This window comes from Frigoribacterium sp. CFBP 13712 (assembly GCF_014842255.1).
Taxonomy (GTDB): Bacteria; Actinomycetota; Actinomycetes; order Actinomycetales; family Microbacteriaceae; genus Frigoribacterium.
In genome coordinates this window covers 436410-462106 of the sequence record NZ_JACYVH010000001.1, presented here as the reverse complement: position 1 = coordinate 462106, position 25697 = coordinate 436410, and the positions used below count along the sequence as shown (strand labels likewise).

Here is a 25697-nt window from a genome sequence, read left to right as displayed (position 1 = left end):
ATGCCCACAGGACTGCTGCTCCGTATATGGAAATGTGTTGCACGTATGCAGCGAGACCTGTAGCGTCTCCTCGTGATCACCCAGACCTGGTCGGCCTTCCTCACTGCGATCGCCGGCCCCGAAGCCGGAGTACCCAACCAATCCGAGATCGCCCGTGTCGCGGGCGTCTCGACGGCCACCGTGAGTCGATGGGTCTCGGGCGAGGTGCAGCCCAAGGCGGAACAGGTCATCGGAGTGGCACGGGCCTACGGGGTCAGCCCCTTCCTGGCCCTCGTCGCCGCCGGCTACCTCCGGCCAGGCGACATCGAGGGCACGCTGAGCGTTCCGCGAGCCCTGCAGATCACGGACTTCACCGATCTCGAGATCGCCCGCGAGATGCTCCGCAGGGTCAGCTCGGCGGCGGACGCCTCCGCGACCTCCGCGCCCCCGGTCGATCACCCTGCGTGGGCCGTTGTCAGTGGCTCCAGTCAAGATGACATCGAGTCGCTGCCGAGTGCGGCCAAGAGCGACGCCCACGAAGTCGAGGAGGACGACCACACACCGTGACTCAGTACGTACCGCGGGAGCACGCGGCGGATCTGGGGGTCCCGATCATCGAGTACCCGCTTCGAGCGGACTTCGGCAGGTACGTACCCCAGCTCGGCGCCATCCTCATCAAGCCCCGGATGCGAGGCGCGCTCGAGCGGTCCGTCCTCGCGCACGAGCTCGTCCACGCCGAGCGAGACGAGTACGAGACGGGCGTCCCGCTCATCGACCTGCGGATGGAGCGCAATGCCGACAGGGTCGCCTCCCTCCGACTCATCGACGAGGACGAGCTGCTCGATCTGATGAGGTGGTCGTCCGACCCGGGGCGTTGGGCGGTCGAGCTGGCCGTCACGGCCGACCTGCTGGAGGCGCGCATCGCGCAGCTGAGGGTGTCGGAGTCCGACCGGGCGGCTGGTAGACAGGTGTCATGACGATTCGATGGGGAATACTCGGCGCGGGCGGCATCGCCCAGGCCTTCACCTCCGACCTGCTGGGGGCCGGCCTGGCCGTCTCGGCCGTCGGTTCGCGCGACCAGGCCAAGGCGGACGAGTTCGCCGGCCGGTTCGGCATCGACCACGCGCACGGCAGCTACGAAGACCTCGTGGCCGACCCGACCGTCGACGCCGTCTACGTCGCGACTCCGCACGTCTTCCACGCCGAGCAGGCCCTGCTCGCGATCGCCGCCGGCAAGCACGTGCTCGTCGAGAAGGCCTTCACCGTCAACGCCGCCGAGGCGCAGACGGTCCTCGACGCCGCGTCCGCCGCCGGCGTGGTCGCGATGGAGGCGATGTGGACCCGCTACCTCCCGCAGAGCGCGCGACTGCGGGCGATCGTGCGATCCGGCACCATCGGCGAGGTGCGCCTCCTGACGGCCGTGCACCTGCAGTCCCTGCCGACCGACCCGCGCCACCGCCTCAACGACCCGGCGCTCGGCGGCGGCGCGCTGCTCGACCTCGGCGTCTACCCGGTGTCGTTCGCCCACGATCTGCTCGGCGCCCCGACCGACATCGCGACCGTCGGGGTCCTCAGCGACCAGGGCGTCGACGCCCGCCATTCGGTGACCCTCGGCTATGCGAGCGGCGCTTCGGCGCAGCTGTACTCGGCGCTCGACTCGACGGGGCACAACGTCGCCGTCGTGCACGGCACGGCCGGTCGCGTCGAGATCGACGCGACCTGGTACACCCCCGTCGGCTTCACCGTGTACGACAGCGACGACGCCGTCATCGAGCGCTTCGACTCCGACGAGGGGTCCCTCCGCGGCATGCACCACCAGGCCATCGAACTCGAGCGCGTCGTCTCGGCGGGCGAGACCGAGAGCCCCCTGCTCACGGCCGAGGGCATCGTCGACGTCATGCGCACCATGGACGAGATGCGGAAGCAGATCGGGGTCCGCTATCCCGGCGAGTAACAGGCACGGGTAGGAGGCGCGGCGACGGTTTCGTACACTGGCTGCGATGGACGACCACGCACCCCGAGAACGTCCGCGTGACCGACGCGGCGGTCCGCGGAGAACCCTCGCGCGCCTCCTCGACGAGCACCCCCGAGGGGTGCGCGTGACCGCGGTCGTGACCGCGATCGCCCTGCTGGCGGGGGGAGCGGTCGCGGCCGGGGCCATCACGACGCCGGGCGAGCCGACCGTCTCGACCTCGTCGCCGACCGACTCGCCCCGTGCGACACCTGAGCCCACCGCGGACGACACCCCGACGGCGGCACCCGACGTGGCCCCGACGACCCCGACGCCGACCGCGACTCCGACGGCGGCCCCGGTGCGCTCCTGCTCGGTCGCCGCCGCGGCCGCCGACCCCCGCCTCGCGCAGTTCGAGGGCACCGTCGTCGACGCCGCGACCGGCGAGGTGCTGTTCGACCGAGACGGATCGACGCCCGCCCGCACGGGCAGCGTCCTCAAGACCCTGACGAGCGCGGTCGCCCTCGCGGTGCTCGGGCCCGACCATCGTCTGACCACCAGGGTGACGGGCGACGTCGGCAGCGGCGCGATCGCCCTCGTCGGCGGTGGCGACGCCACGCTCAGCGCCGTCCCCTCCGGCGGCAGCGTGTACGCCGGGGCGCCGACGCTCGCCGACCTCGCCGCGCAGGTGAAGACCCGGCTGGGCGACGCCCCCGTCTCGCGGATCACTCTCGACGCCACCTACTGGAGTCAGGCCGACGAGTGGGACCCCTCCTGGAAGCGCTCCGAGCAGACCATCGGCTACCACTCCGAGGTGACGGCGCTGATGGTCGACGGCGACCGGGCCGACCCCGCCGCGCAGACCAGCCCGCGCAGCACCGACCCCGTCGCTCGCGCCGGCGACGCCTTCCGGGCCGCGCTGGTCTCCGCGGGGGTCGCGGGGGCCGACACCGCGGCGATGTCGCAGGGCGCCTCGAGCAGCGCCACCGTGCTGGGCGAGGTCGCGTCGCAGCCCGTCTCCACCCTGATCTCGCAGCTGCTGCCCACCTCCGACAACACGCTCGCCGAGATGCTCGCACGGACCTCGTCGCGGGCGTCGGGCGCCGACGGGTCGTCCGCCTCGCTGACGCCCCTCTACCGTTCGGTGCTGTCGTCGACGTACGGGCTCGACACCTCGACCACGACGATCATCGACGGATCGGGGCTGAGCGAGAACGACGCGGTCCCCTCGACGGTCGTGGCGAGGCTGATGATCGCCGTGGCCGACCGCCGCGACGGCCTCGGCGTCGTCTACGACTCGCTGCCGATCTCGGGGCGCACGGGCACCCTCGCGAGTCGCTTCACCGGCGACAACGCGGTCGCGGCCGGCTCCGTGCACGCGAAGACGGGCTGGATCGACACGGCCTACACGCTGGCGGGCAGCATCGACTCCGCCGACGGCACCCGACTCGCCTTCGCGTTCTACGCGATCGGCGACGTGCGCGACGACGCCCGCGCCGCACTCGACACGCTGACGGCGGCCGTGTACCGCTGCGGCGCCGATCTGTCAGGAGAATGAGCGCATGGTCAGAGCACTCCTCGTCATCGACGTCCAGAACGACTTCACCGAAGGAGGCGCGCTCGGCGTGGCAGGCGGCACCCGCGTCGCCGAGGGGGTCGCCGAGCACCTGGCGCTCGCGGCAGGCGACTACGCCCTCGTGCTGGCCAGCCGCGACTGGCACGAGGCCGAGAGCGACAACGGCGGGCACTTCTCCGAGCAGCCCGACTACGTCGACTCGTGGCCGGTGCACTGCGTCCGCGGCACGACCGGCGCCGACTACCATCCGGCGCTCGACGCGTCGTCGATCGACGTGCATCTCACGAAGGGCACGGGCAGCCCGTCGTATTCGGCGTTCGAGGGCGTGACGGCCGACGGCGAGAGCGCCGCCGAGGTGCTCCGGGCTCGGGGCGTCGACTCGCTCGACGTCGTCGGGCTGGCCACCGACCACTGCGTGCGGGCGTCGGTGCTCGACGCCGTGGCCGCCGGGCTCGCCGTCCGGGTCGTGACCGATCTCGTCGCCGGTGTCGCCCCCGTCTCGAGCGAAGCCGCACTGGCCGAGATGTCGGAGGCGGGCGCGACGCTCGTCACCCGCTCCGATCTCGGGGTCGAGTCGTGAGCGGGGCGCCGATCCGGGTCGGCATCGTCGGTTTCGGGCTCGCCGGGCGGGTGTTCCACGGCGCCCTCCTCGCCGCCGACCCCGACTACGACGTGGCGGCCGTCGTCACGCGAGACGCCGATCGCGCGGCCGACGCTGCGCATCGGCACCCCGCCGCAGCGGTCGTGGCCTCCAGCGCGGACCTCGCGGGCATGGGGCTCGACCTCGTCGTCGTCGCGACCCCGAACGCGACGCACGCCGACGTGGCCGCCGAGGCGCTCCGTGCCGGGTCGGCCGTCGTGGTCGACAAGCCGGTGGCGACCTCCGCCGCCGAGGCTCGCGCGCTGATCGCGCAGGCCGAGAGCTCCGACCGACTGCTCACCGTCTACCAGAACCGCCGATGGGACGGCGACTACCTGACGGCGTCGCGGCTGATCGCCGACGGGGCGCTCGGCGACGTGCACACCTTCGAGTCCCGCTTCGAGCCGTGGAAGACCGCGAACCGCGCGGGCTGGAAGTCCTCCGCCACGGTCGCCGACGGCGGCGGCATCCTCTTCGACCTCGGCCCGCATCTCGTCGACCAGGCGCTGCGGCTCTTCGGCCCGGTCTCCGACGTGCACGCCGAGATCGCGACGCGTCGGCCCACCGCGACGGCCGACGACGACGTCCTGCTGTCGCTGCGCCACGAGAGCGGCGTCCGTTCGCGTCTCTGGATGAGTCACGTCGCCGCGCAGCCCGGCCCGCGCCTCCGGGTGCTCGGATCGGAGGGCGCCTACGTCGTCTCGGGTCTCGACCCGCAGGAGGCGCAGCTCGCGGACGGTCTGTCGCCCGCGGACGACGCCTACGGACTCGTCGACCCGGCACGGCACGGCACGATCGGCATCGGAGACGACGCCCGGGTGGTGCCCACCGAGCGGGGCCGCTACCCGCTGTTCTACGGCCGCCTCGCCGCAGCGCTGCGGGGCGAGGCCGAGGTGCCCGTCGACCCGCGAGACGCGGTCGCAGCGCTCGAGGTCATCGAGGAGGCACGGCGCGGCACCCGCTGACCCTCGAGCCCCAGCGGCCCCAGCGGCCCCGGCTCGCCGCTAGACGAGCAGCTGGTGCTTCGCGAGGTCGCGGTAGAGCGGCGTGCTGACCACCAGCTCGGAGTGCGTGCCGACCCCGACGACCCGCCCGCCGTCGACGACGACGATCTGGTCGCTGTCGACGACGGTCGACAGTCGGTGGGCGATGACGATCAGCGTGCGGTCCTCCGCCACGGCGTCGATCGCGCCACGCAGACGCTGCTCGTTGACGCCGTCGAGGCTCGACGTCGACTCGTCGAGCAGGAGGATGGGCGGGGCGGAGAGCAGGGTGCGGGCGATCGCGAGACGCTGGCGCTCGCCGCCCGAGAGCATGACGCCGTCTTCGCCGACCTGCGCGTCGAGGCCCTCGTCGCCGCGATCGAGCACCGCGGTGAGGTTCACGGCCTCGAGCACCCGTCGGCAGTCGTCGTCGGTGGCGCCCGGCGAGCCGAGGGTCAGGTTGTCGCGGATGGTGCCGGCGAGCACGGGGGCGTCCTGTTCGACGTACCCGATGCGCGAGCGCAGCTCGTCGCGGTCGAGGGCGCGCAGGTCGACCCCGTCGATCCGAACGACTCCCGCCGTCGGGTCGTAGAAGCGCTCGATGAGCGCCAGCATGGTGCTCTTGCCCGCGCCCGACGGCCCGACCAGAGCGGTGCGCCCGCCGGCGGGGACGGAGAAGCTGACCCCGCGGAGCACAGTGAGGTCGTCGTCCGGCACGACGCCGTCGACCCCGCCGGCCGCTGCGTCCGGTGCCGCGGGGTAGCGGAAGTGCACGTCGTCGAAGGTCACGGCGTCGGTGGTCTCGACGCGGGCGACACCGGCGAGGTCGGCGGCCGTGCGGCGGTCATCGTGGTCCTCCGACGGGAGGTCGAGGATCTCCTGGATGCGACCGAGGGCGCCCAGCGCCTGGTTCACGCTGAGGACGGCGCCGAGCGCCTGGCCGAGCGGCATGATCATCAGGAAGAGGAAGAGCACGAACGACACCAGCGACGCGATCTCGATGGCGCCGCTGGCGACACGGAAGCCCCCGACTCCGAGCACGACCAGGAACGAGGCCTGCAGCGCGATCGACGAGATGGGCACGACGAGCGCCGAGATCCGGGCGACCTGCAGCCCCCGCTCGTAGGCCCCGACGGCGTCGAGCTCGACCGCGGCGACCTCGCGCTCGGTGGCCCCCGACGCCCGGATGGTGCGGACCGAGCTGATGGCCCGTTCGACGGCCGCCGTGAGGTCTCCGACCTTCTCCTGCGCCTGTCGGCTCGCGACCCGGATGCGCCCCGAGAGCAGCACGACGACGAGCACCGAGACGGCGACGACCAGCACGGTGAGTCCGAGCAGCACGGGGTCGATCAGGAACATGCCGACCAGGGCGCCGATGAAGGTGAGGCTGCCGCCGATCGCCTCGACGAGGCCCTGCGTCAGGACGGCGCGCAGCAGCGTGGTGTCCGAACCGACCCGCGAGACGAGGTCGCCCGTGCGGCGGGAGTCGAACTCGCTGACCGGCAGTCGCAGCATGCGCCCGACGAGGCGGCGCCGGCTGGAGAGCACGACGCCCTCGCCGGTGCGCTGCAGCAGGTAGTGCTGGAACCCGCTCAGCAGACCGGCCACGACCACGAGGCCCACGAGGGCCCAGACGAGCGAGCCCAGGGCCCCGCCCTGCTCGACGACGGCGATCACCCGTTGTACGAGCAGCGGCTGACCGAGCGAGGCCGCGGCGCCCAGCACGCTGAGCACGATGATCACCGTCATGACCTTCTTGTGCTCGAAGAGGTACGGCAGCAGCTGACGGAACGTGGCACGGGGCCCCTCGGGAGGGCGACGGCGTCCGAGACCGCGGCGCGCCCTCGGGGGGTCGACCCGCGCCTCCTCGGCAGGGGTCGTCGGGGTGCGCGCGCTCGTGTCGGAGCTCATGGTGCCTCTCGTGCCTGGAGGCCGCGCGGCGCGCGGCGGGTGACCGGGGCGGCCGACGGACCGCCTGAGACGACCGTACTTCGTCGGCGGCCCCGGCACCTGTCAGTCGACGGCCTCGTAGTCGACGTCGCGGGTCTCGCGGCTGAGGATCAACGCGACGAGCGTCAGAGCGGCCATCGACGAGAGGTAGAGCCCGACGAGCCAGGTGCTGCCGCCTGCAGCCGTCCAGAGCCACACGGCGATGAACGGGGCCACGGCCGCGCCGAGGATGCTCGCGACGTTGTAGCTGATCGCCGAGCCGGTGTACCGGACGCTGGTCGGGAACAGCTCGGGCAGCACCGCGCCCATGGGGCCGAAGGTGAGCCCCATCAGCACGAAGCCGATGATCAGCAGTGCCTGCGCGCCGAGCACGCCGCCGGCGAACAGCGGGGCGAACAGGAACCCGAACACCAGGATGCCGGCCGTGACGCAGATGAGCATCGCCCGTCGTCCGTACCTCTCGGCGAGCGGCCCGGAGACGAGGGTGAAGACGCCGAAGAAGACGACCCCGAGGATGAGCATCCACAGGAACTGCGTGCGGGGGATGCCGAGACCCGCCGGGTCGCCGGCGGCATCGGCCGTGCCGAAGGTCAGGGTGAAGGTCGTCATCAGGTAGAACAGCGTGTACGTGGCCAGCATGATGAACGTGCCGAGGATCAGCGGGCGCCAGCTCGTCGTGAAGACGCGGGCCAGGGGCAGCTTCGCGACCGAACCCGAGTCGACGACCTTCTGGAACGCCGGGGTCTCGATCAGCTTGAAGCGGACGTAGAGCCCGATGATCACCAGCAGGGCGCTCGCCAGGAACGGCAGCCGCCAGCCCCAGGCCATGAACTGCTCTTCGGTCAGGGTGGTGTTCAGCAGCACGAACAGCAGGTTGGCGATGATGAAGCCGATCGGCGCGCCCAGCTGGGGGAACGTGCCGTAGATCGCCCGTCGGTTCTTCGGGGCGTTCTCGGTCGCCAGCAGCGCCGCGCCGCTCCACTCGCCGCCGAGGCCGAGACCCTGGCAGAAGCGCAGCACGACGAGGCACGCGGGGCCCGCGACGGCCCAGCCGGGCGTCGTGCCGGCGGGGATGCAGCCGATCAGCACCGTCGCGATGCCCATCGTGAGGAGGGAGGCGACGAGGGTGCCCTTGCGGCCGATGCGGTCGCCGAAGTGGCCGAACACGATCGAGCCGACGGGTCGGGCGATGAAGGCGACGCCGAAGACGGCGAACGAGGCGAGGCGCGCGACGGCGGGGTCGTCGTTCGCGAAGAAGACGGTCGGGAAGACGAGGACGGCGGCCGTCGCGTAGACGTAGAAGTCGTAGAACTCGATGGACGTGCCGACGAGGCTCGCGATGATGACGCGCGAGCGCTTGTTGGCAGGAGGTGCGGGCTGCGTCGACGAGGCGACGGCTGATGACGACATGGGGGGACTCCGGAGCGGCGGGGAGGACGATGCCGGCGACGACGGCGGAGCGGGGCCGGGTGGGGCACTCAACGGCTCGGTCGTGGACGTGCGTCGGCCGGGGATCAGCAGGGGCGCACGACGCCGGTGGGGTGTGGCCGCTCGTGACAGCCGTCGTTCAGTTTAGCGCCTTCGTGAGTGGTGCTCAGCCGTCGGTGGGGAGGTGCCCGGGCAGCTGGTGGCCCATGCGGTCGCGTTTCGTGTCGAGGTAGCCCTCGTTGAACGTGCCGACGCCGACCACGAGGGGCACGAGCTCGGAGACGGCGATGCCGTGCTCGACGAGCTGGCGGCTCTTCTCCGGGTTGTTGCTGAGCAGCCGGATCTCGTGGATGCCGAGGTCGCGCAGCACATCCGCCGCCGCGCCGTACTGCCGGGAGTCGGCCGGCAGCCCGAGGGCGAGGTTCGCGTCGAGGGTGTCGAGACCGTCTTCCTGCAGCCGGTAGGCGCGGAGCTTGTCGATCAGACCGATGCCGCGGCCCTCGTGGCCCCGCAGATAGACGACCACGCCGCCGTGCTCGTGGATCGTGTCGAGGGCGGCGTCGAGCTGCGGACCGCACTCGCACTTCAGCGACCCGAAGGCCTCGCCGGTCAGGCACTCGGAGTGCACCCGCACGAGCGCACCGTCGCCGGGAGCACGACCGTCGGGGCCGGTCGCGACGACGGCGACGTGATCGGCCCCCGTGACGAGGTCGCGGTACGCGCGGAAGGCGAACGTGCCGTGCCGGGTCGGCACGGTGGTCTCGACCTCGAAGGTGATCTGGGGCGAGGCGGCGGGCGAGGCGGTCATGGTGTTCTCCGGGGCTGGGCACGGGCGACGATCAGGACGTCGTCGCCGAGGGGGGTCACGCGGGTCGTCACGAGACGGACCTGACCGTCGATGCTCGCCACACCGAGATCGCCGAGGGCCGTGCGCGGTCCGCCGAGGAGCGTCGGGGCGAGGTAGACGAGGTAGTCGTCGACGAGGCCTCGTCGCACGAACTCGCTGGCGACGGTCGGGCCGCCCTCGACGAACACGCTGCGGACGCCGCGCCCGTAGAGGTCGGCGAGCACGGCCTCGAGGTCTCGGCTGCCGGTCTCGACGAGAGCCCTCGGGTGTCTCCGGAGTTCGGCGTCGGCCGGGACGGGCCGGTGGCCGACCACGACGGGCAGCGGCTGGTCGGCGAGCAGCTCGCCGCCGTCGCCGCGCGCGGTGAGCCCGGGGTCGTCGGCCAGGACGGTGCCGGTGCCGACGAGGATGGCGTCGTGCGCGGCCCGCTGCTCGTGCACGTGCTGTCGGGCGGCCGTGCCCGTGATCCACCGGCTGGTGCCGTCGGCCGCGGCGGCGCGTCCGTCGAGACTGGAGGCCCACTTGAGGGTGACGAACGGGCGACCCGCACGGGTCGCCACGAGCCAGGGGCGGATGGTCTCCTCGGCGTCGTCGCGGAGGACGCCCGCCACGACCTCGACCCCGGCCCGCCGGAGGCGCTCGGCACCACCCGAGGACGACTCGCCGGGATCGGAGACGGCGTAGACGACCCTCGACACCCCGGCGCCGATCAGGGCCTCGCTGCAGGGGCCCGTCCGGCCGGTGTGATCGCAGGGCTCGAGACTGACGACGGCCGTGAGGCCGACGGCGGACTCGCCCGGCGCGAGCCTCGAGAGCGCGTCGACCTCGGCGTGCGGTGTCCCGGCGCCGCGGTGCCATCCCTCGGCCGCCACCGTCAGGTCGGGGCGGAGGAGGACGCACCCGACCTGGGGGTTGGGGCCGAGGGACGTGCCACGGAGAGCCAGCTCGAGCGCTCGCCGCATGGCGGCGTCGTACGCGCTCGAGGGGGTGGTCATGGTCTCTCCGGTTCGGTCTCGCCGATCGGTTCGTCGAGGCCACGGATGTCAACCGCAGGGTCGCGCGAGTATTCCGAGGGGGAGACGCCGACGGGCCACCCGGGCTTCACCGACCGGTCGTCGCTCGAACGGAGTCGAGCCGTCCGGCAGAGCGGATGGGAGCCGTCGCGTGCCGGATGCAGACCCGGGGCGTCGCCGGTGTACCGGAACCCCGTCGATCGGGCTACGCCGGCGCTGCCGTCGTTGTCGACGAACCCCTCCCAGTAGAGCTCGTCGACCCCGCCGTGAGCGAACGCCCAGTCGGCCACGAGAGCGACCGCGGCCGTCATGAGACCTCGACCCCGATGGGCGGGTGACGTCCAGAAGCCGATGTCGTCGTCCGCGAAGCGCAGGCTGATCATGCCGACGAGCAGCGACGACCCGGGAGACCGGAGCCCCCAGGTGAACTCGCGCCCGGTCGACCAGCCGTGATCGACGATCCGTCGGAGGAAGAACTCGGCGTCGGACTCGTCGTAGGGCACGGGGACGGTCGTGAACCTCTGCAGCTCGGGGTCGCGGCACGCGTCGACGATGGCGGCGACGTCCGCCCGCTCGGGCACCGCCAGACGCACGGCGTCGGACTCGAGGACGAAGGGCTGCACGATCAGGCCTTGCGGAGGAAGCCGATGCGGTCGTACACCGTGTCGAGGGTGGACTGGGCGAGCTCGTTCGCGCGATCGGCGTTGCCGGCCAGCACGCGGTCGAGCTCGGCGGGGTCGTCGAGCAGCTCGAGCGCGCGCGCCCGGATCGGCGCGAACGTCTCGACGACCACCTCGGCGACGTCCTTCTTGAGGTCGCCGTAGCCGCGGCCGGTGTAGTCGTGCTCGAGATCGGCGATGGCGCGCCCGGTGAACGCCGACTGGATGGTCAGCAGGTTCGACACCCCGGGCTTGGCGCCCCGATCGAAGCGGATCTCGCGCTCCGTGTCGGTGACGGCCGACTTGATCTTCTTCGCCGTGCGCGACGGCTCGTCGAGCATCCAGACCACACCCGACTCGGTGGCCGCCGACTTGCTCATCTTCGATTCGGGGTTCTGCAGGTCGTAGACCCGCGCCGACTCCTTCTGGATGGTGGCCTCGGGCACCACGAACGTCGTGCCGAACCGGGAGTTGAAGCGGGTGGCGAGGTCTCGTGTCAGCTCGACGTGCTGACGCTGGTCGTCGCCGACGGGCACCACCTCGGCGCCGTAGAGCAGGATGTCGGCCGCCATGAGCGTGGGGTAGGCGAACAGGCCGAGCGAGGCCGAGTCGGCGCCCTGCTTGGCCGCCTTGTCTTTGAACTGCGTCATGCGGCTGGCCTCGCCGAAGCCGGTGAGGGTGTTCAGCACCCAGGCGAGCTGCGCGTGCGCCGGCACGTGCGACTGGATGAAGAGCGTCGACAGCGACGGGTCGATGCCCGCTGCGATGTACTGGGCGGCCGTCCGCCGGGTGGACTCGCGGAGCGTCGCGGGATCCTGGGCGACGGTGATGGCGTGCTGGTCGACGACGCAGAAGAGGGCGTCGTGGGTCGACTGCTGCTCGCGCCACTGCAGCAGGGCCCCGACGTAGTTGCCGATGTGCAGCGAATCGGCGGAGGGCTGCATGCCGGAGAAGAGCCGGGGGCGGCCGGCGCCGCGAGGGGGCTCGACCGTCTCGGAGGCGGCGGATGCGGGGGAGGGGGTGGTGCCGGTCATGACGTCCTCAGGGGGTCGGAGAGATCAGATGTCGTAGTCGACGACGACGGGTGCGTGGTCGGACCAGCGCTCGGCGTACGACGGCGCTCGATCGATGGTGTGGTTCTCGGCCTTGGCCGCGAGAGCGGGCGTCGCCAGGTGGTAGTCGATGCGCCAACCGGTGTCGTTGTCGAAGGCCTGGCCGCGCCACGACCACCACGAGTACGGCCCCTCGACCTCGCCCGCGAGCCGGCGCCCGACGTCGACCCAGCCGAGTCCGCTGCCGCCGGTGCCGTCCACCGTCTCGATCTCGGTCCCGGCCTCGCCGAGGAACCGGTCGAAGTACGAGCGCTCGCGCGGGAGGAAGCCGGCCCGCTTGACGTTGCCCTTCCAGTTCTTGATGTCGAGCTCGCGATGACCGACGTTCAGGTCGCCCGTCACGACCGCGAGCCCGTTGTGCGCCGCCAGCTGCGGCAGCCGGGCGGTCATCGCGTCGAGGAATCTCCACTTCTCGTCCTGCTTGGGGGTGTCGACCTCGCCCGAGTGCACGTAGGTGCTGACGACCGTGACGATCGTGCCGGCGACGTCGTAATCGGCCTCGATCCACCGCCCGGCGCTGTCGAAGTCGTCGTCGCCGAGCTCGACGCGGTGCACGGAGGCCGCCCCGCGGGAGGCGATGGCCACACCCGCGCGGCCCTTCGCCGTCGCGGGGTGGTGGACGACGTTCCACTCGGGGCCGAGCAGGCCCTCGAGGTCGTCGGTCGAGGCGCGCACCTCTTGGAGCGTGAGGATGTCGACGTCGCGCTCGGCGAGCCAGTCGCCCATGCCTCTGCGGTACGCGGCCCGGATGCCGTTGACGTTGACGGAGGCGAGGCGGAGACGTGTTCCCATGCGCAGAACACTACCGGCGGCCACCGTCGCCGTCGCCGCGCGGTCGGGAGGGACGGGGCAGGCGGGAGACGAGGCCCCGCACGGCCGCGACGGCACGCCGGGAGCGGGTGGCGACCCGCGCCTCCTGGGCCAGCCGCTCCTCCTCGAGCAGGCGCAGGCGCTCGGCCTCCTGGTGCGGGTCGGCGAGCACCCCGATGTCGTCCATGCCGACCGCGATCCAGGCCGCGGCGAGCAGCAGCACCTGGCAGAGCAGATCGATGACGATCAGCAGACCGATGACCGCCGCGAACGACGCCAGGAGGGGGTTGGCGCCCGTCGCGCGGAGCAGGGTCCCGCCGACGACCGTCAGACCGACGAAGCCCGCGGCGCCGAGGGCGGACCCCACGAGGAGGCGCGGGCCGGGGATGTGCAGACCCGCCAGCACCCGGAACAGCGCGGCGAGCACGAGAGCGTCGAAGACGAAGACGAGCAGGAGCGCCGTGACACGGAGCAGCAGGACGGACGCGGCCGACGTGGTCGACAGATCGAGCAGGTGCAGGGCCCAGCGCACCGCCGTGGTGCTGAGCAGCGAGACCGTGGCCGAGACGACCACGGCGGCGCCGAAGGCGAGGGCGAGGGCCAGGTCGCGCAGCACCAGCCGGAGGAACGGGGTGGCCGGCGACGGCGCACGGAAGATCGTGCGGACGGAGTCGCGCATCCCGCCGAAGAGGGTGATGGCGGAGAAGAGCAGACCCACGAACGCGATCGCGCCGGTCCAGCCGAAGACGGTGGCGTCGAGGAGGGCGTCGGGGTCGACCACGCCCGCCCCCGAGTCGTCCTGGATCAGGCCGGGGACGGCCGAGCGGATGAAGACGACCAGCTGGTCGCGGAGGGCCTCGTCGCCCGAGACGACGAAGCCCGCGACGGAGAAGCCCACCCAGAGGCCCGCGAACAGGGCGAAGAGGGCCTGGTACGTGAGACCGGCGGCGAGCAGCGGGCCCTTCGCTCCGACGTAGCGGCCGACCACCCGCACGGGCCGCGCCGTCGTGACGCGGCCGACCCTCGACCGGGCGTCGGCGTCGTCTCCGGCCACGGGGTCGTCGATCGACCGCTCGTCGTCCGGTCGTCGTCGCATCGCACCAGGGTAGGGGTGCGCGACGCTCGCGTCCGGACCACGCACCCGTGCGCCTCGCGTACGATGGCACGCGACCGCGCGGCACAGGGTCACCGCCCGTGCCCGGCATCCGAACTCACCGAAACGAAGAGGTCTCACAGTGGCACTACAGGGCGTTGGCGTCGGACGCGGAGTGGCCGTCGGCCCGATCCTCCGGATGCCGGATCCGCTGCCCGAGCCGAGCAGCGACAAGCGGACCGCCGAGGCGGACGCCGAGTTCGCCGACGTCACCCGGGCGCTCCGCTCGGTCGCCGCCGATCTGTCGGCACGGGGAGAGAAGGCCGGCGGCGAGGCGAAGGACGTCCTCGACGCCCAGGCGCTCATGGCCGAAGACCCCACGCTCTCCGACGACGTCCAGCAGCGCATCGCCGACGGCGCGACGGGCGAACGGGCCGTATTCGAGGCCTTCGCGGCCTTCCAGGAGATGCTCGTCGGCATGGGCGGCTACATGGCCGAGCGCGCCACCGACCTCGGCGACGTCGCCCAGCGCGTCATCGCATCCCTCCGCGGAGTCGCGGCGCCCGGCGTCCCCGAGAGCGACACCCCCTTCGTGCTCGTCGCGCCCGACCTCGCGCCCGCCGACACCGCCCTCCTCGACCTCGACAAGGTGCTCGCACTGATCACCCGCGACGGCGGACCGACCTCGCACACGGCCATCCTGGCCCGCTCGAAGTCGATCCCCGCCATCGTCGGCGTCACCGGAGCCCTCGACCTCGTCGACGGCACCGTGGTGGTCGCCGACGCGGCCACGGGCGTCGTGACCGTCGACCCCGCAGCCGACGAGATCGCCGCGGCGGAGCAGCGCATCGCCGACCGCCGCGCCGCGGCAGCCGCCCCGCTGACGGACGGCGCCCTCGCCGACGGCCACGCCGTGCCCCTGCTGGCCAACCTCGGCTCGCCCGACGAGGCCGCCGGCGCCGTCGAGCTCGGGGCCGAGGGCGTCGGCCTGTTCCGCACCGAGTTCCTCTTCCTCGGGTCGTCCACCGCCCCGACCGTCGAGAGCCAGACCGCCAGCTACACGGCGCTGCTCGAGGCGTTCCCCGGCAAGAAGGTCGTCGTCCGCGCGCTCGACGCCGGTGCCGACAAGCCGCTGAGCTTCTTGAACGACGCCCACGAGGAGAACCCCGCCCTCGGGCTCCGGGGGCTCCGCGCCCTCCGCGTGAAGGAGCAGATCCTCCGCGATCAGCTCACCGCGCTCGCCGAGGCCCAGGCGGCCACGACGGCCGACCTCTGGGTCATGGCGCCGATGGTGAGCGACGCCGAGGAGACCGAGTACTTCGTCTCCCTCGGTCGCGAGCTCGGACTCAAGACCGTCGGGGTCATGGCCGAGGTGCCCTCGCTCGCGGTGCTGGCCGACCAGGTGCTCCGCACCGCCGACTTCGTCAGCATCGGGACCAACGACCTGACGCAGTACACGCTCGCAGCCGACCGCATGCTCGGCTCGGTCGCGTCGTATCAGGACCCGTGGCACCCCGCCGTGCTCCGCCTGGTCCGGGCTCTCGGCGACGCCGGGGCGACCGCGGGCAAGCCCGTGGGCATCTGCGGCGAGGCGGCGGCCGACCCGCTGCTCGCCGTCGTGCTCGTCGGACTGGGGGCCACGACGCTGTCGATGACCCCGGCCGCCCTGGCCGACGTCCGCCTCGAGCTGTCGAAGTACACGATCGAGCAGGCGAGCGCCCTTGCGGCGGCTGCGATCGATGCGACGACGGCGCCGGGAGCGCGCGAGGCCGCCGAGGCGGTCGCCGCAGGCCTGTAGTCGATCGGGCCGGTCGGGCCGGGGTCCGATCGGCTCACGGCCCGTCCGGCTGCCGTCCGACCCGATCGGCTCACGGCTCGTCCGGTTGCCGTCCGACGGACTGCGCACCGCCCCGCCGCGAACTCACCGGCCGCGTGCCGAGGTCGTCCGCTCAGCTGCCTGCGACGGCGGGTGCCCACGTCGGGCGGTACTTCGCGCTCCGGGGGAAGCGCTCGAGGTCGGCCGCGTAGTCGGCGTCGGTCGGCACCTCGCCGGCCGGACCCGGCTCGAACGGGGACGCCGGGTTGTCGTAGACGCGACGGTCGAGGGTGAAGCGCGCCGTGAACGACCCGTCGCTGGTCAGCGTCAGGGCGAAGGAGAACCATGCGCCCTTCTCGGGGTCGGCCATCACCTCGCGGAGGCGCGAGCCCGCGGCGGCGACGTCGGGGATGCTCAGGCCCTGCTTCGCGCCGCCGGCGGCGTCGAGCGCGTCGACCCACACGCGCGACGTCGAGCCGACCTCGAGCAGGAACAACGTCGCCTCCGCCCAGTCGTGACCGGCGAGCGACTCGGCGAATGTCGCGGCGATGTCGTTCTGCAACTGCTGCTGGCGGGTGACGTCCATGGGTCGCGGCCTCTCGTTCGGGGTCGTGGTCGGCGCCGACGCGGGAGTCGACGACGTCCCGTGAGGAGCTCTCACCAGCTTAGGTGCCCACCGTCGCCGCGAGGCCCCTCGCACGGGGGACTTCCCGTCCGCTGCATGGACGCCGCCTGCGAGTCCGGGTCCGAACGGACCCGACCGGCGCCCGCGGAGCACACTGGATGGGTGGGCACCCCTATTCGACATCCGCTCGTCGACGCCGTCACGGCGCGCGTCGTCCGAGTCGACGGTCGGGGCCGGGTCCTCCGCCTCAGCCCTCCCATGGCCGATCTGCTCCGGCGTCGCAGGCACCGACGGCGGGTCGTGCTCGTATCGAGCGAGCGCTCCCGTCTGACGGTCGGTCTCCGGTCGGCCCTCGTCGAGGCGGGTGCCGCCTGGGTCGTCCACGACGACCGAGGAGATCTGCGGGACGGCCTGACCGGTCGTCCGTACGACGCCGTCGACGACGCCGGCATCCCCGTGGAGGAGCTCGGCGTCGAGAAGGTGGAGTTCCCCGAGATCGGTCCGGCCGTCGACACGAGGGTGCAGCTGACGATCGATCTCACCGTCCTCCACCTCCCCGCCCACGACATGAGCCTGGGAGGCGCGCTCGAGACCATCTCGCAGGCTGTGTCCGGTTCGCTCCCCGTCTCGTGGGGCGTCACCGAGCCCATGCTGTCCGCCTGGGATCGATGGGCTCTCACCCAGCACGCCCGCCATGCCGCGCCGGAGCCCCTCCGCATGCTCGTCGAGGGCCCGCATCTGTCGGCCACCGTCACCGCCCGGGTCACCGAGCACGGGACGGAGGAGACGATGTCGATCACGGTCGACGTCGTCCACCCCGCCGACGGAGAATCCCTCGACGCGGGCATCGACCGGCTGACCGGCGCCCTCGCCGACATCGCCCGGGACAGCCTGCCGACCTTCGCCCTCGTGGTCGCACGGGAGGGCGAGGTGGATCGCTGCGTCTGCGCCGTCACCTACCCGCCGCCCAACCCGGTCGCACTGCTCATCGGAGCGCCGTCCGTCAAGCGTCTCGGGCTCGACCTGACCGCGTTGCCGACCGGCGAGACGGTCCGGGTCGTAGGCCGCCCGAGCCTGCCGGCCTTCGTGGTGCCGCTCGGTGACGCCAGCACGCCCGGGTGGGACGCACTGCATCAGACCCTCGAGGCCGTGGGGCCGGAGCGTCTCGCCACCCTGGTCTCGCCGCCCCTCCTGCAGGCGTGGGAGGAGGACCTCGACGAGTTCGACTTCCTCGACGAGAGCAGGGTGCAGGGCGACGCGAGCGGTTCCGAAGCTGGCGACATGGAGGAGGGGCGTGACGACAGTGCCTCGTGAGATCACCATCCTGAGTCCTCAGGCTCCCGACGGGCTCGATCTCGCGAGCGCCGCGCACGCGGTCGACGAGTCGTACGGGGTCCGCCCCATCGACGGCGCGACCGCCCATCAGGTCTTCGCCCGCGGAGGCCGCGCTCTGCTGACCGTCTACGGCGCCCAGGAGCTGAACACGTCGGGTGAGATCGAGCGCCTGCTGACCGATCCGCCGGAGGTGCGCCTCCCGGTGTTCTGGGTCGATGCCATCGCGCCGCTCGGTGAGGACGGCGAAGCCGGTGTGTCGGTCGCGCTCCGGCTGGCTCTCGCTCTGGACGCCGTCTGCATCGTCGAAGACGACTGAACGGCCCCGCACCGTGCGCCCGCCGACCGACGGCGCTTCTCGGATGCACGAGAGGCGCCGGGCTCGACAGCCCGGCGCCTCTCTTCCGCGTGTCTTCCGCGACTAGGCGCGACCTCGCAGCACGGCCTGCTTGACCTCGGCGATGGCCTGGGTCACCTGGATGCCGCGGGGGCACGCCTCGGTGCAGTTGAAGGTCGTGCGGCACCGCCACACGCCCTCCTTGTCGTTGAGGATGTCGAGGCGGACCTGAGCGCCCTCGTCGCGGGAGTCGAAGATGAACCGGTGCGCGTTCACGATCGCGGCCGGGCCGAAGTACTGCCCGTCCGTCCAGAAGACGGGGCAGCTCGACGTGCAGGCGGCGCAGAGGATGCACTTGGTGGTGTCGTCGAACCGCGCACGCTGGGTGGCGCTCTGGATGCGCTCCTTCTCGGGCTTCGACGAGGCCATCAGGAACGGCTGGATCTCGCGGTACGACTGGAAGAACGGCTCCATGTCGACGACGAGGTCCTTCTCGAGGGGCAGGCCCTTGATGGCCTCGACGTAGATCGGCTGCGTCACGTCGAGGTCTTTGATCAGGGTCTTGCAGGCGAGACGGTTGCGGCCGTTGATCCGCATGGCGTCCGAGCCGCAGATGCCGTGGGCGCACGATCGGCGGAAGGTCAGCGAGCCGTCCTGCTCCCACTTGATCTGGTGCAGGGCGTCGAGCACCCGGTCGGTCGGCAGCACCTCGACGTCGAAGTCCTGCCAGCGCGGCTCGGAGTCGACCTCGGGGTCGAAGCGTCGGATGATGAGCGTGGCGGTGAACGTCGGGATCGCGTCGGCCCCTGCGGGGGAGTTCTCGAGGACTGCGGTGCTCATGTCAGTACTTCCGTTCCATCGGCTGGTAGTTCGTGATCACGACGGGCTTCGTGTCGAGGCGGATGTGGTCGCCGGCGAGCGACGAGTGGGGGTCGCCCGTCAGATAGGCCATGGTGTGCACGAGCCAGTTCTCGTCGTCGCGCGTCGGGTAGTCCTCTCGGAAGTGCCCGCCGCGGCTCTCCTGTCGCGACCGGGCCGAGTAGACGACGACCTCGGCGAGGTCGAGCAGGAACCCGAGCTCGATCGCCTCGAGCAGGTCCGTGTTGAACCGCTTGCCCTTGTCTTGCACGCTGATGTTCTTGAACCGCTCACGCAGATCGGCGATGACGTGGGTCACCTCGTCGAGGGTCTCTTCGGTGCGGAACACCTGGGCGTTGCGGTCCATGCTGTCTTGCAGCTCTTTCCGCAGCGTGGCGATGCGCTCGGTGCCGGTCGCGGCGCGGACGTCGGCGACGAGCCCGCGGACGAAGCCCGCCGGGTCGTCGGGGAGCGGCACGAACGGCGCGTCCTTCACGAACTCGACGGCGTTGTTCCCGGCGCGCTTGCCGAAGACGTTGATGTCGAGCAGGGAGTTGGTGCCGAGTCGGTTCGAGCCGTGGACGCTGACGCAGGCGCATTCGCCCGCGGCGTAGAGACCGGGCACGACGGTGGTGTTGTCGCGCAGCACCTCCGCCTTGACGTTGGTGGGGATGCCGCCCATCGCGTAGTGCGCCGTGGGCAGCACGGGCACGGGCTCGGTGTACGGCTCGACACCGAGGTAGGTGCGGGCGAACTCGGTGATGTCGGGCAGCTTCGCATCGATCACCGCGGGGTCGAGGTGGGTGATGTCGAGGTAGACGTAGTCCTTGTGCGGGCCGCCGCCGCGTCCTTCGCGGATCTCGGTGGCCATGCACCGGGCGACGATGTCGCGCGGTGCGAGGTCTTTGATCGTCGGTGCGTAGCGCTCCATGAAGCGCTCGCCCTCGCTGTTGCGGAGGATGGCGCCCTCGCCTCGGGCCGCCTCGCTGAGCAGGATGCCGAGCCCGGCGAGACCGGTCGGGTGGAACTGGAAGAACTCCATGTCCTCCAGGGGGAGGCCCTTGCGCCAGATGATGCCGACGCCGTCGCCGGTGAGAGTGTGGGCGTTCGACGTCGTCTTGTAGATCTTGCCGAAGCCGCCGGTCGCGAAGATGACGGCCTTGCCCTGGAACACGTGCAGGTCACCCGTCGCCAGCTCGTAGGCGATGACGCCGGCGGGGCGCTCCTCGCCGTCGATCTCGCCCATGATCAGGTCGAGCACGTAGAACTCGTTGAAGAAGTTGATGCCGTGCTTGACGCAGTTCTGGTACAGCGTCTGGAGGATCATGTGACCCGTGCGGTCGGCGGCGTAGCAGGCCCGACGGACGGGATTCTTGCCGTGCTCGGCCGTGTGGCCGCCGAAACGACGCTGGTCGATCTTGCCCTCGGGGGTCCGGTTGAAGGGCAGACCCATGTTCTCGAGGTCGAGGACGGCGTCGATGGCCTCCTTCGCCAGGATCTCCGCGGCGTCCTGGTCGACGAGGTAGTCGCCGCCCTTGACGGTGTCGAAGGTGTGCCACTCCCAGTTGTCGTCCTCGACGTTGGCGAGGGCCGCGGCCATTCCGCCCTGAGCGGCGCCCGTGTGCGACCGCGTCGGGTAGAGCTTCGAGATGACGGCGGTGCTGGCGTTCGGACCCGCCTCGATGGCCGCTCGCATCCCCGCGCCTCCTGCTCCGACGATGACGATGTCGTGCTGGTGGTAGTGGATGCCGTCGACGACGGTGCTCTCAGGAGCGGGAGAAGGTGTGGTCACGGTGCTTTCCGTCGGTATGTGGTGCGGGCGTGGGGCTGAGGAGGCGCGGGTCGGGCCGGTCGCCTACGAGCAGATCGAGGGCAGCAGGTCGGCGGGGGCGCCGGCCGGGCACGGATCGAACGTGTAGATGACGAGGGTGCCGAGGGTCAGCAGCACCACGGCCGAGACGAGCAAGGCGCCGAGCAGCACCTTGCGGACGGCGGGTTTCGACACGTAGTCGTTGACGATCGTCCGCATGCCGTTCGAGCCGTGGATCAGGGCCAGCCAGAGCAGGAGGGTGTCGTAGACCTGCCAGAACGGCGACGCCCACTTGCCGGCGACGAAGGCGAAGTCGATGGCCTTGATGCCGCCCTCCGCCGCCAGCAGGTTGATGAAGAGGTGGCCGAAGATGAGGACGACGAGGACGACGCCGCTCGCCCGCATGTAGATCCAGCCCCACTTCTCGAGGTTGCTGCTGCGCGAGGCGGGTCGGGCCGAGCGGGGGGCCTCGATGGTTTCGGTGGTCATCGTGCTACTCCGAGAAGACGTTCATGAGGTGGCGGGGGGCGAAGCCCGCGAAGAGGACGACGGCCACGCCGATGACGATCCAGAAGAGGAGTCGCTGGTGCTTGGTGCCGGGTCCCCAGAAGTCGATGAGGATGATGCGGAGGCCGTTGAGCGCGTGGAACAGGATCGCCGCCACGAGCGCCGTCTCGCCGAGCCCCATGATCGGGTTCTTGTACGTGCCGATGACGGCGTTGTACGCCTCGGGGCTGATCCGCACGAGGGCCGTGTCGAGGATGTGCACCAGCAGGAAGAAGTAGATGCTGACACCGGTGATGCGGTGAAGGACCCACGACCACATGCCCTCGCGACCACGGTAGAGCGTGCCCGCCAGCCGGTTCTTGCCGCGTGGCGCGCCGATCTCGGGTGCTCCCCGTCGGCCTGCCGGTGGGGGCAGGGTCTCCGTCGACTGCTCGGCCATGAGCGGCCCTCCTCGCGGACTGGGGCGGGTCGGGCTGTCATCGGGAGAGGACAGCCGTGTCCGCCGTGTGTGTTCTCAGAACGCCCTCAGTCTATGTTCGAGGCCCGTCGCGGCGCCGCCAAGGCCCGCCTAACTAGTTCGATGTCGAGACACCGCGATCACGGTCGGGAGCGGCGCGTCGGAGGGCCGCGGGCAGGGGCGTGTGCACCGATCGGCGGGCGTCGGCGTAGTGCTCCAGCAGCTCGTCGCCGAGGCGCTCCCAGGTGCGGCCGACGACAGCGCGCCTCCCCGCCTCGCCGAATCGGGCGCGCAGCTCGGGCTCCTCGACGAGGCGGCGCACGGCTCGGCGGAGCGAGTGGTCGTGTCGGGGGTCGACGAGGTAGCCGTCCACACCGTGCCGCACCAGGTCGAGGGGCCCGCCCGCGGCCGGTGCGACGACCGGCAGTCCGCTGGCGTGCGCCTCCTGCACCGTCTGACCGAAGGTCTCGGTCGTGCCCGTGTGCACGAAGACGTCGAGCGCGGCGTAGGCCGTGGCGAGCTCGGAGCCGTGCAGCGGTCCCGTGAAGACCGGGTCGAGGTGGCGGAGGCGACGGCGCAGCCCGGGGAGGCTCGGGCCTCCGCCGATGACGGCCAGACGCATTCCGTCGACGCCGCGCAGGGCGGCGAGCCGGTCGAGCTCCTTCTCGGCCGCGAGGCGCCCGACGTAGCCGACGACGACCTCGTCGGGGCGGGCCAGCCCGGCCCGGAACGCCGCGGCCTCGGGCGAGTGCCGGTTGTTGGGGTGGTACCGGACCGAGTCGACGCCTCGTCCCCAGGTCGCCAGGCGGCGGACGCCCACGGCCTCGAGGTCTCGCCGGGAGGCGGTCGACGGCACGAGGGTCAGCGTCGCCTGCTCGTGGATCCGTCGGACGAGACGCCAGGCCAAGGAGGCGGCGGTCGCCCCGAGCCCGGAGGTCGAGGCGTACCGCGCCACGTCGGTCTGGAAGACGGCGACGCTGGGGACGCCGAGACGCGCTGCCGCGGAGATGGCCTGGGCCCCGAGGAGGAACGGCGACGCAGCGTGCACCACGTCGGGTGCGAAGGCCGCGATGGCGCCGGCGACGAGGGGGTTGGGCAGCCCCACCGGGAACTGCCGGTAGGCCACCGACGGCACCCGGTGGACGGGGAACCCGGCGTACGAGTCGTGCCCGCGACCGGCGGGGGCGATGATCAGGGCCTCGTGACCCCGGGCGGCGAGATGGTCGAGCACGCGGAGCACGCTGGTCGTGACCCCGTTCACGGTCGGGAGGAAGCTCTCGGTCACGACGACGACTCTCAAACGGTGCTCCTCGGCTCGCGGTGAGCCCAGGCTGACGCCGCGACGTGTCGTCCTCGTCTCGACGCCGTGGCCGACGGATGGCGGCTGCGTGAACGCCCGGGTGAGCGGACGGGTGGCCGCGTCGTCCACCGGCGGCCGACGGCGCGGCCCGGCGCGGTGCCCTCAGTAGGGTGGGGGGATGACGACCCAGAGCAGCCTCGACCGGTTCTACAGCATCATTCCGGCCGGCGGGATCGGCTCACGGCTCTGGCCCCTGAGCCGCGCCGACGCGCCGAAGTTCCTGCACGACCTCACCGGCAGCGGCTCGACCCTGCTGCGCGGCACCTGGGACCGCCTCGCGCCGCTCAACGGCGAGCAGCGCATCATGGTCGTCACCGGCCGGGCGCACCGCGCCGCGGTCGAGCGCCAGCTGCCCGACCTCGAAGACCACAACGTCGTGCTCGAGAGCGAGCCGAAAGACAGCACGGCCGCCATCGGACTCGCGGCCGCCATCCTCCGACGCCGCGAGCCCGACGTGATCGTCGGCTCGTTCGCCGCCGATCACGTGATCGCCGACACCCGCGGCTTCGCGCGCGCCGTCCGCGAGGCCATCGTCGTCGCCGACGACGGGTACATCGCCACGATCGGCATCACGCCGACCGAGCCGGCCATCGGCTTCGGCTACATCCACGTCGGCGGGCCGCTCGCCGTCGAGGGCGCGCCGTCCGCGCGCATGGTCGAGTCGTTCGTCGAGAAGCCCGACCTCGAGACCGCCGAGGCGTACGTCGCCGGGGGCGACTACCTCTGGAACGGGGGCATGTTCATCGCACGCGCCGACCGCCTCCTCGAGCAGCTCGGTCAGACGGATCCCGCTCTGCTCGCCGGCATCGAAGAGCTCGCCGAGGCCTGGGACACCCCGCGGCGCGGCGCCGTCGTCGACGCCGTCTGGCCCGCCCTCGAGAAGATCGCGATCGACTACACGGTGGCCGAGCCCGCCGCGGCGGCCGGGCGGCTGGCGGTCGTGCCCGGCGACTTCGACTGGGACGACGTGGGCGACTTCGCCTCGATCGCCAAGCTGCACTCCGGCGGGCGCAAGAGCGACCTGGCGATCCTGGGCGAGAACGCCCGGGTGCTCGCCGACGCGTCGAGCGGCATCGTCGTCGCCGGCAGCGATCGGCTGATCTCGCTGATCGGCGTGAACGACATCATCGTCGTCGACACCCCCGACGCCCTGCTCGTCACGACGACGGCCAACGCCCAGCGGGTCAAGTCCGTCGTCGACGCCCTGAAGCTCAGCGGTCGCAGCGACGTCCTCTGACCCATCGCGGCGTCGCTTCGTTTCGTCTTCGTTTCGCGCCGGTCCCGCTTGTGTAACGGGACGGCATCACTCCACCGGGACGGCCGTGAGCGCTCGTCGCAATGAGTAACCTGACAGCCATACGTGCCCGGCTCAGCTGCCGGGCTGCATCTTGGAGGACAACTTGACTACAACTGCGCGCAAGGCCGTGCTCAGCGGTATCGCCCTGTTCGGCACCGCGGCGATCCTGGCCGGCTGTGCCTCGGCTCCCGAAGAGTCCGAGGGCGGCTCGTCGAACGGCGCCTCGAGCGACTTCGTCCCCTGCATGGTGTCCGACGCCGGCGGGTTCGACGACAAGTCGTTCAACCAGCTCGGCTTCGAGGGCCTGACCGAAGCCGCGGAGGAGATCGGTGCGACCCCGAAGACCGTCGAGTCCGCCGACGAGACCGTCTACGACGCCAACCTCACCAACCTCGCCTCGCAGGGCTGCAACCTGATCGTCACGGTCGGCTTCGCGCTCTCCGACGCGACCGGCACGGCGGCGGCGGCGAACCCCGACATCGACTACGCGACGATCGACGACGCGGCGAACGACGCCGAGAACGTCCGTCCCATCACCTTCAACACCTCGGAGGCGGCGTTCCTCGCGGGCTACGCGGCGGCCAGCTTCACGAAGACCGGCACCGTCGGCACCTTCGGCGGCATGCAGTTCCCGACCGTCACCATCTTCATGGACGGCTTCGCGGACGGCGTCGAGTACTACAACGAGCAGAAGGACGCCGACGTCAAGACGGTCGGCTGGGACGTCGCGAGCCAGACCGGCACCTTCACGGGCGGGTTCGAGGCCGGCACGGTCGCGAAGCAGAGCGCCCAGACGCTGATCGAGCAGGGCGCCGATGTGATCCTGCCCGTCGGCGGACCGATCTACCAGAGCGCCGCCGAGGCGATCCGCGATTCGGGCGACGAGATCGTGCTGATCGGCGCCGACAGCGACACCTACGAGACGGACAGCGCCAACAGCGACCTGTTCCTGACCTCCGTGCTCAAGGGCATCAAGCAGGCGACCGACGACGTCACCAGCCAGGCCGCCTCCGGCGACTTCACGAACGAGCCCTACGTCGGCACGCTCGAGAACGACGGCGTCGGCATCGCGCCGTTCCACGACTACGAGGACCAGGTCGACTCCGGCCTGCAGGACGAGCTGGACGACATCGAGGCCGGCATCATCGACGGTTCGATCGAGGTCGAGTCGCCTTCCGCCCTCACCGAGTAACGACGCACCACCCGTCATCGATTAGCATCGACTGACCCAGGGCCGGGAGCGACGGTCACCCCGTC

24 protein-coding genes and 1 pseudogene are annotated in these 25697 nt (G+C 71.6%); 11 read left to right on the top strand and 14 right to left on the bottom strand.

Annotation, left to right across the window (positions count from 1 at the left end; translation table 11 throughout):
- The first annotated feature begins 72 nt into the window (after positions 1-72).
- From IFT51_RS02085 to IFT51_RS02060, 6 genes are read left to right on the top strand one after another with little or no spacing between them, the layout of a single operon-like run.
- Positions 73-546: a helix-turn-helix transcriptional regulator gene (locus IFT51_RS02085; protein ID WP_192058638.1), complete on the top strand. Its 474-nt coding sequence runs from the start codon at positions 73-75 to the stop codon at positions 544-546.
- Complete coding sequence (locus IFT51_RS02080) at positions 543-956, top strand: ImmA/IrrE family metallo-endopeptidase (protein WP_192058635.1); 414 nt, start codon at positions 543-545, stop codon at positions 954-956. The genes IFT51_RS02085 and IFT51_RS02080 overlap by 4 nt, the downstream gene beginning before the upstream one ends.
- Positions 953-1933, top strand: a complete 981-nt coding sequence (locus IFT51_RS02075; RefSeq protein WP_192058633.1) for a Gfo/Idh/MocA family protein — start codon at positions 953-955, stop codon at positions 1931-1933. Before IFT51_RS02080 ends, IFT51_RS02075 begins: the two co-directional genes overlap by 4 nt.
- A 46-nt stretch (positions 1934-1979) precedes the next feature.
- Positions 1980-3488 (top strand): D-alanyl-D-alanine carboxypeptidase/D-alanyl-D-alanine-endopeptidase, encoded by a 1509-nt coding sequence (gene dacB, locus IFT51_RS02070; RefSeq protein WP_192058630.1) that lies wholly within the window; start codon positions 1980-1982, stop codon positions 3486-3488.
- Between the two features lie 4 nt (positions 3489-3492).
- The gene (locus IFT51_RS02065) at positions 3493-4086 is read left to right on the top strand and encodes an isochorismatase family protein (RefSeq protein WP_192058628.1); all 594 of its coding nucleotides are present in this window, start codon (positions 3493-3495) and stop codon (positions 4084-4086) included.
- Positions 4083-5111, top strand: coding sequence for a Gfo/Idh/MocA family oxidoreductase (locus IFT51_RS02060; protein WP_192058625.1), 1029 nt, complete (start codon positions 4083-4085; stop codon positions 5109-5111). Before IFT51_RS02065 ends, IFT51_RS02060 begins: the two co-directional genes overlap by 4 nt.
- Positions 5112-5150: 39 nt before the next feature.
- On the opposite strand, the gene IFT51_RS02055 is transcribed toward IFT51_RS02060, so the two are convergent.
- From IFT51_RS02055 to IFT51_RS02020, 8 genes and pseudogenes are all read right to left on the bottom strand, one after another.
- A complete protein-coding gene (locus tag IFT51_RS02055; RefSeq protein WP_192058623.1) occupies positions 5151-7040 on the bottom strand; it encodes an ABC transporter ATP-binding protein in 1890 nt (629 codons plus the stop codon).
- A 102-nt stretch (positions 7041-7142) separates the two neighbouring features.
- On the bottom strand, positions 7143-8489 hold the full coding sequence (locus IFT51_RS02050; protein WP_192058621.1) for an MFS transporter: 1347 nt from the start codon (positions 8487-8489) through the stop codon (positions 7143-7145).
- Positions 8490-8673: 184 nt separating this feature from the next.
- Positions 8674-9336 (bottom strand): annotated as a pseudogene (ribA, locus tag IFT51_RS02045) (GTP cyclohydrolase II); the annotation flags it as partial.
- Positions 9312-10349, bottom strand: a complete 1038-nt coding sequence (gene ribD / locus IFT51_RS02040; RefSeq protein ID WP_192058617.1) for a bifunctional diaminohydroxyphosphoribosylaminopyrimidine deaminase/5-amino-6-(5-phosphoribosylamino)uracil reductase RibD — start codon at positions 10347-10349, stop codon at positions 9312-9314. The pseudogene ribA and the gene ribD, both read right to left, overlap by 25 nt.
- Positions 10346-10990: a GNAT family N-acetyltransferase gene (locus tag IFT51_RS02035; protein WP_192058615.1), complete on the bottom strand. Its 645-nt coding sequence runs from the start codon at positions 10988-10990 to the stop codon at positions 10346-10348. Before IFT51_RS02035 ends, ribD begins: the two co-directional genes overlap by 4 nt.
- A 2-nt stretch (positions 10991-10992) precedes the next feature.
- A complete protein-coding gene (trpS, locus tag IFT51_RS02030; RefSeq protein WP_192058613.1) occupies positions 10993-12060 on the bottom strand; it encodes a tryptophan--tRNA ligase in 1068 nt (355 codons plus the stop codon).
- Between the two features lie 24 nt (positions 12061-12084).
- On the bottom strand, positions 12085-12930 hold the full coding sequence (locus IFT51_RS02025) for an exodeoxyribonuclease III (RefSeq protein WP_192058611.1): 846 nt from the start codon (positions 12928-12930) through the stop codon (positions 12085-12087).
- Between the two features lie 10 nt (positions 12931-12940).
- Positions 12941-14044, bottom strand: a complete 1104-nt coding sequence (locus IFT51_RS02020; RefSeq protein ID WP_192058609.1) for a YihY/virulence factor BrkB family protein — start codon at positions 14042-14044, stop codon at positions 12941-12943.
- Positions 14045-14183: 139 nt separating this feature from the next.
- On the opposite strand from IFT51_RS02020, the gene ptsP reads away from it, so the two are divergent.
- Positions 14184-15839 (top strand): phosphoenolpyruvate--protein phosphotransferase, encoded by a 1656-nt coding sequence (gene ptsP / locus IFT51_RS02015; RefSeq protein ID WP_192058606.1) that lies wholly within the window; start codon positions 14184-14186, stop codon positions 15837-15839.
- Between the two features lie 151 nt (positions 15840-15990).
- Here the strand turns inward: ptsP and IFT51_RS02010 are convergent, their stop codons facing one another.
- Positions 15991-16443, bottom strand: coding sequence for a hypothetical protein (locus IFT51_RS02010; protein ID WP_192058604.1), 453 nt, complete (start codon positions 16441-16443; stop codon positions 15991-15993).
- A gap of 201 nt (positions 16444-16644) precedes the next feature.
- On the opposite strand from IFT51_RS02010, the gene IFT51_RS02005 reads away from it, so the two are divergent.
- Positions 16645-17796 (top strand): DUF6177 family protein, encoded by a 1152-nt coding sequence (locus IFT51_RS02005; RefSeq protein ID WP_192058602.1) that lies wholly within the window; start codon positions 16645-16647, stop codon positions 17794-17796.
- Positions 17777-18133 (top strand): hypothetical protein, encoded by a 357-nt coding sequence (locus IFT51_RS02000; RefSeq protein WP_192058600.1) that lies wholly within the window; start codon positions 17777-17779, stop codon positions 18131-18133. The genes IFT51_RS02005 and IFT51_RS02000 overlap by 20 nt, the downstream gene beginning before the upstream one ends.
- Positions 18134-18235: 102 nt before the next feature.
- On the opposite strand, the gene IFT51_RS01995 is transcribed toward IFT51_RS02000, so the two are convergent.
- The 5 genes from IFT51_RS01995 to IFT51_RS01975 form a co-directional block, all read right to left on the bottom strand.
- Positions 18236-18991, bottom strand: coding sequence for a succinate dehydrogenase iron-sulfur subunit (locus IFT51_RS01995; RefSeq protein WP_192058597.1), 756 nt, complete (start codon positions 18989-18991; stop codon positions 18236-18238).
- Between the two features lies 1 nt (position 18992).
- On the bottom strand, positions 18993-20801 hold the full coding sequence (sdhA, locus tag IFT51_RS01990; RefSeq protein WP_192058595.1) for a succinate dehydrogenase flavoprotein subunit: 1809 nt from the start codon (positions 20799-20801) through the stop codon (positions 18993-18995).
- 63 nt (positions 20802-20864) lie between these two features.
- Positions 20865-21308, bottom strand: coding sequence for a succinate dehydrogenase, hydrophobic membrane anchor protein (gene sdhD / locus IFT51_RS01985; RefSeq protein ID WP_192058593.1), 444 nt, complete (start codon positions 21306-21308; stop codon positions 20865-20867).
- Positions 21309-21312: 4 nt separating this feature from the next.
- Positions 21313-21765, bottom strand: a complete 453-nt coding sequence (sdhC, locus tag IFT51_RS01980; protein ID WP_192058591.1) for a succinate dehydrogenase, cytochrome b556 subunit — start codon at positions 21763-21765, stop codon at positions 21313-21315.
- Between the two features lie 133 nt (positions 21766-21898).
- On the bottom strand, positions 21899-23083 hold the full coding sequence (locus IFT51_RS01975; RefSeq protein ID WP_192058589.1) for a glycosyltransferase family 1 protein: 1185 nt from the start codon (positions 23081-23083) through the stop codon (positions 21899-21901).
- Positions 23084-23261: 178 nt separating this feature from the next.
- Here IFT51_RS01975 and IFT51_RS01970 point away from each other — a divergent pair, with 178 nt between their 5' ends.
- Together IFT51_RS01970 and IFT51_RS01965 are read left to right on the top strand one after the other, a co-directional pair.
- A complete protein-coding gene (locus IFT51_RS01970) occupies positions 23262-24380 on the top strand; it encodes a mannose-1-phosphate guanylyltransferase (RefSeq protein WP_192058587.1) in 1119 nt (372 codons plus the stop codon).
- A gap of 163 nt (positions 24381-24543) precedes the next feature.
- Positions 24544-25632, top strand: a complete 1089-nt coding sequence (locus IFT51_RS01965; RefSeq protein ID WP_192058586.1) for a BMP family protein — start codon at positions 24544-24546, stop codon at positions 25630-25632.
- Positions 25633-25697: the final 65 nt, after the last annotated feature.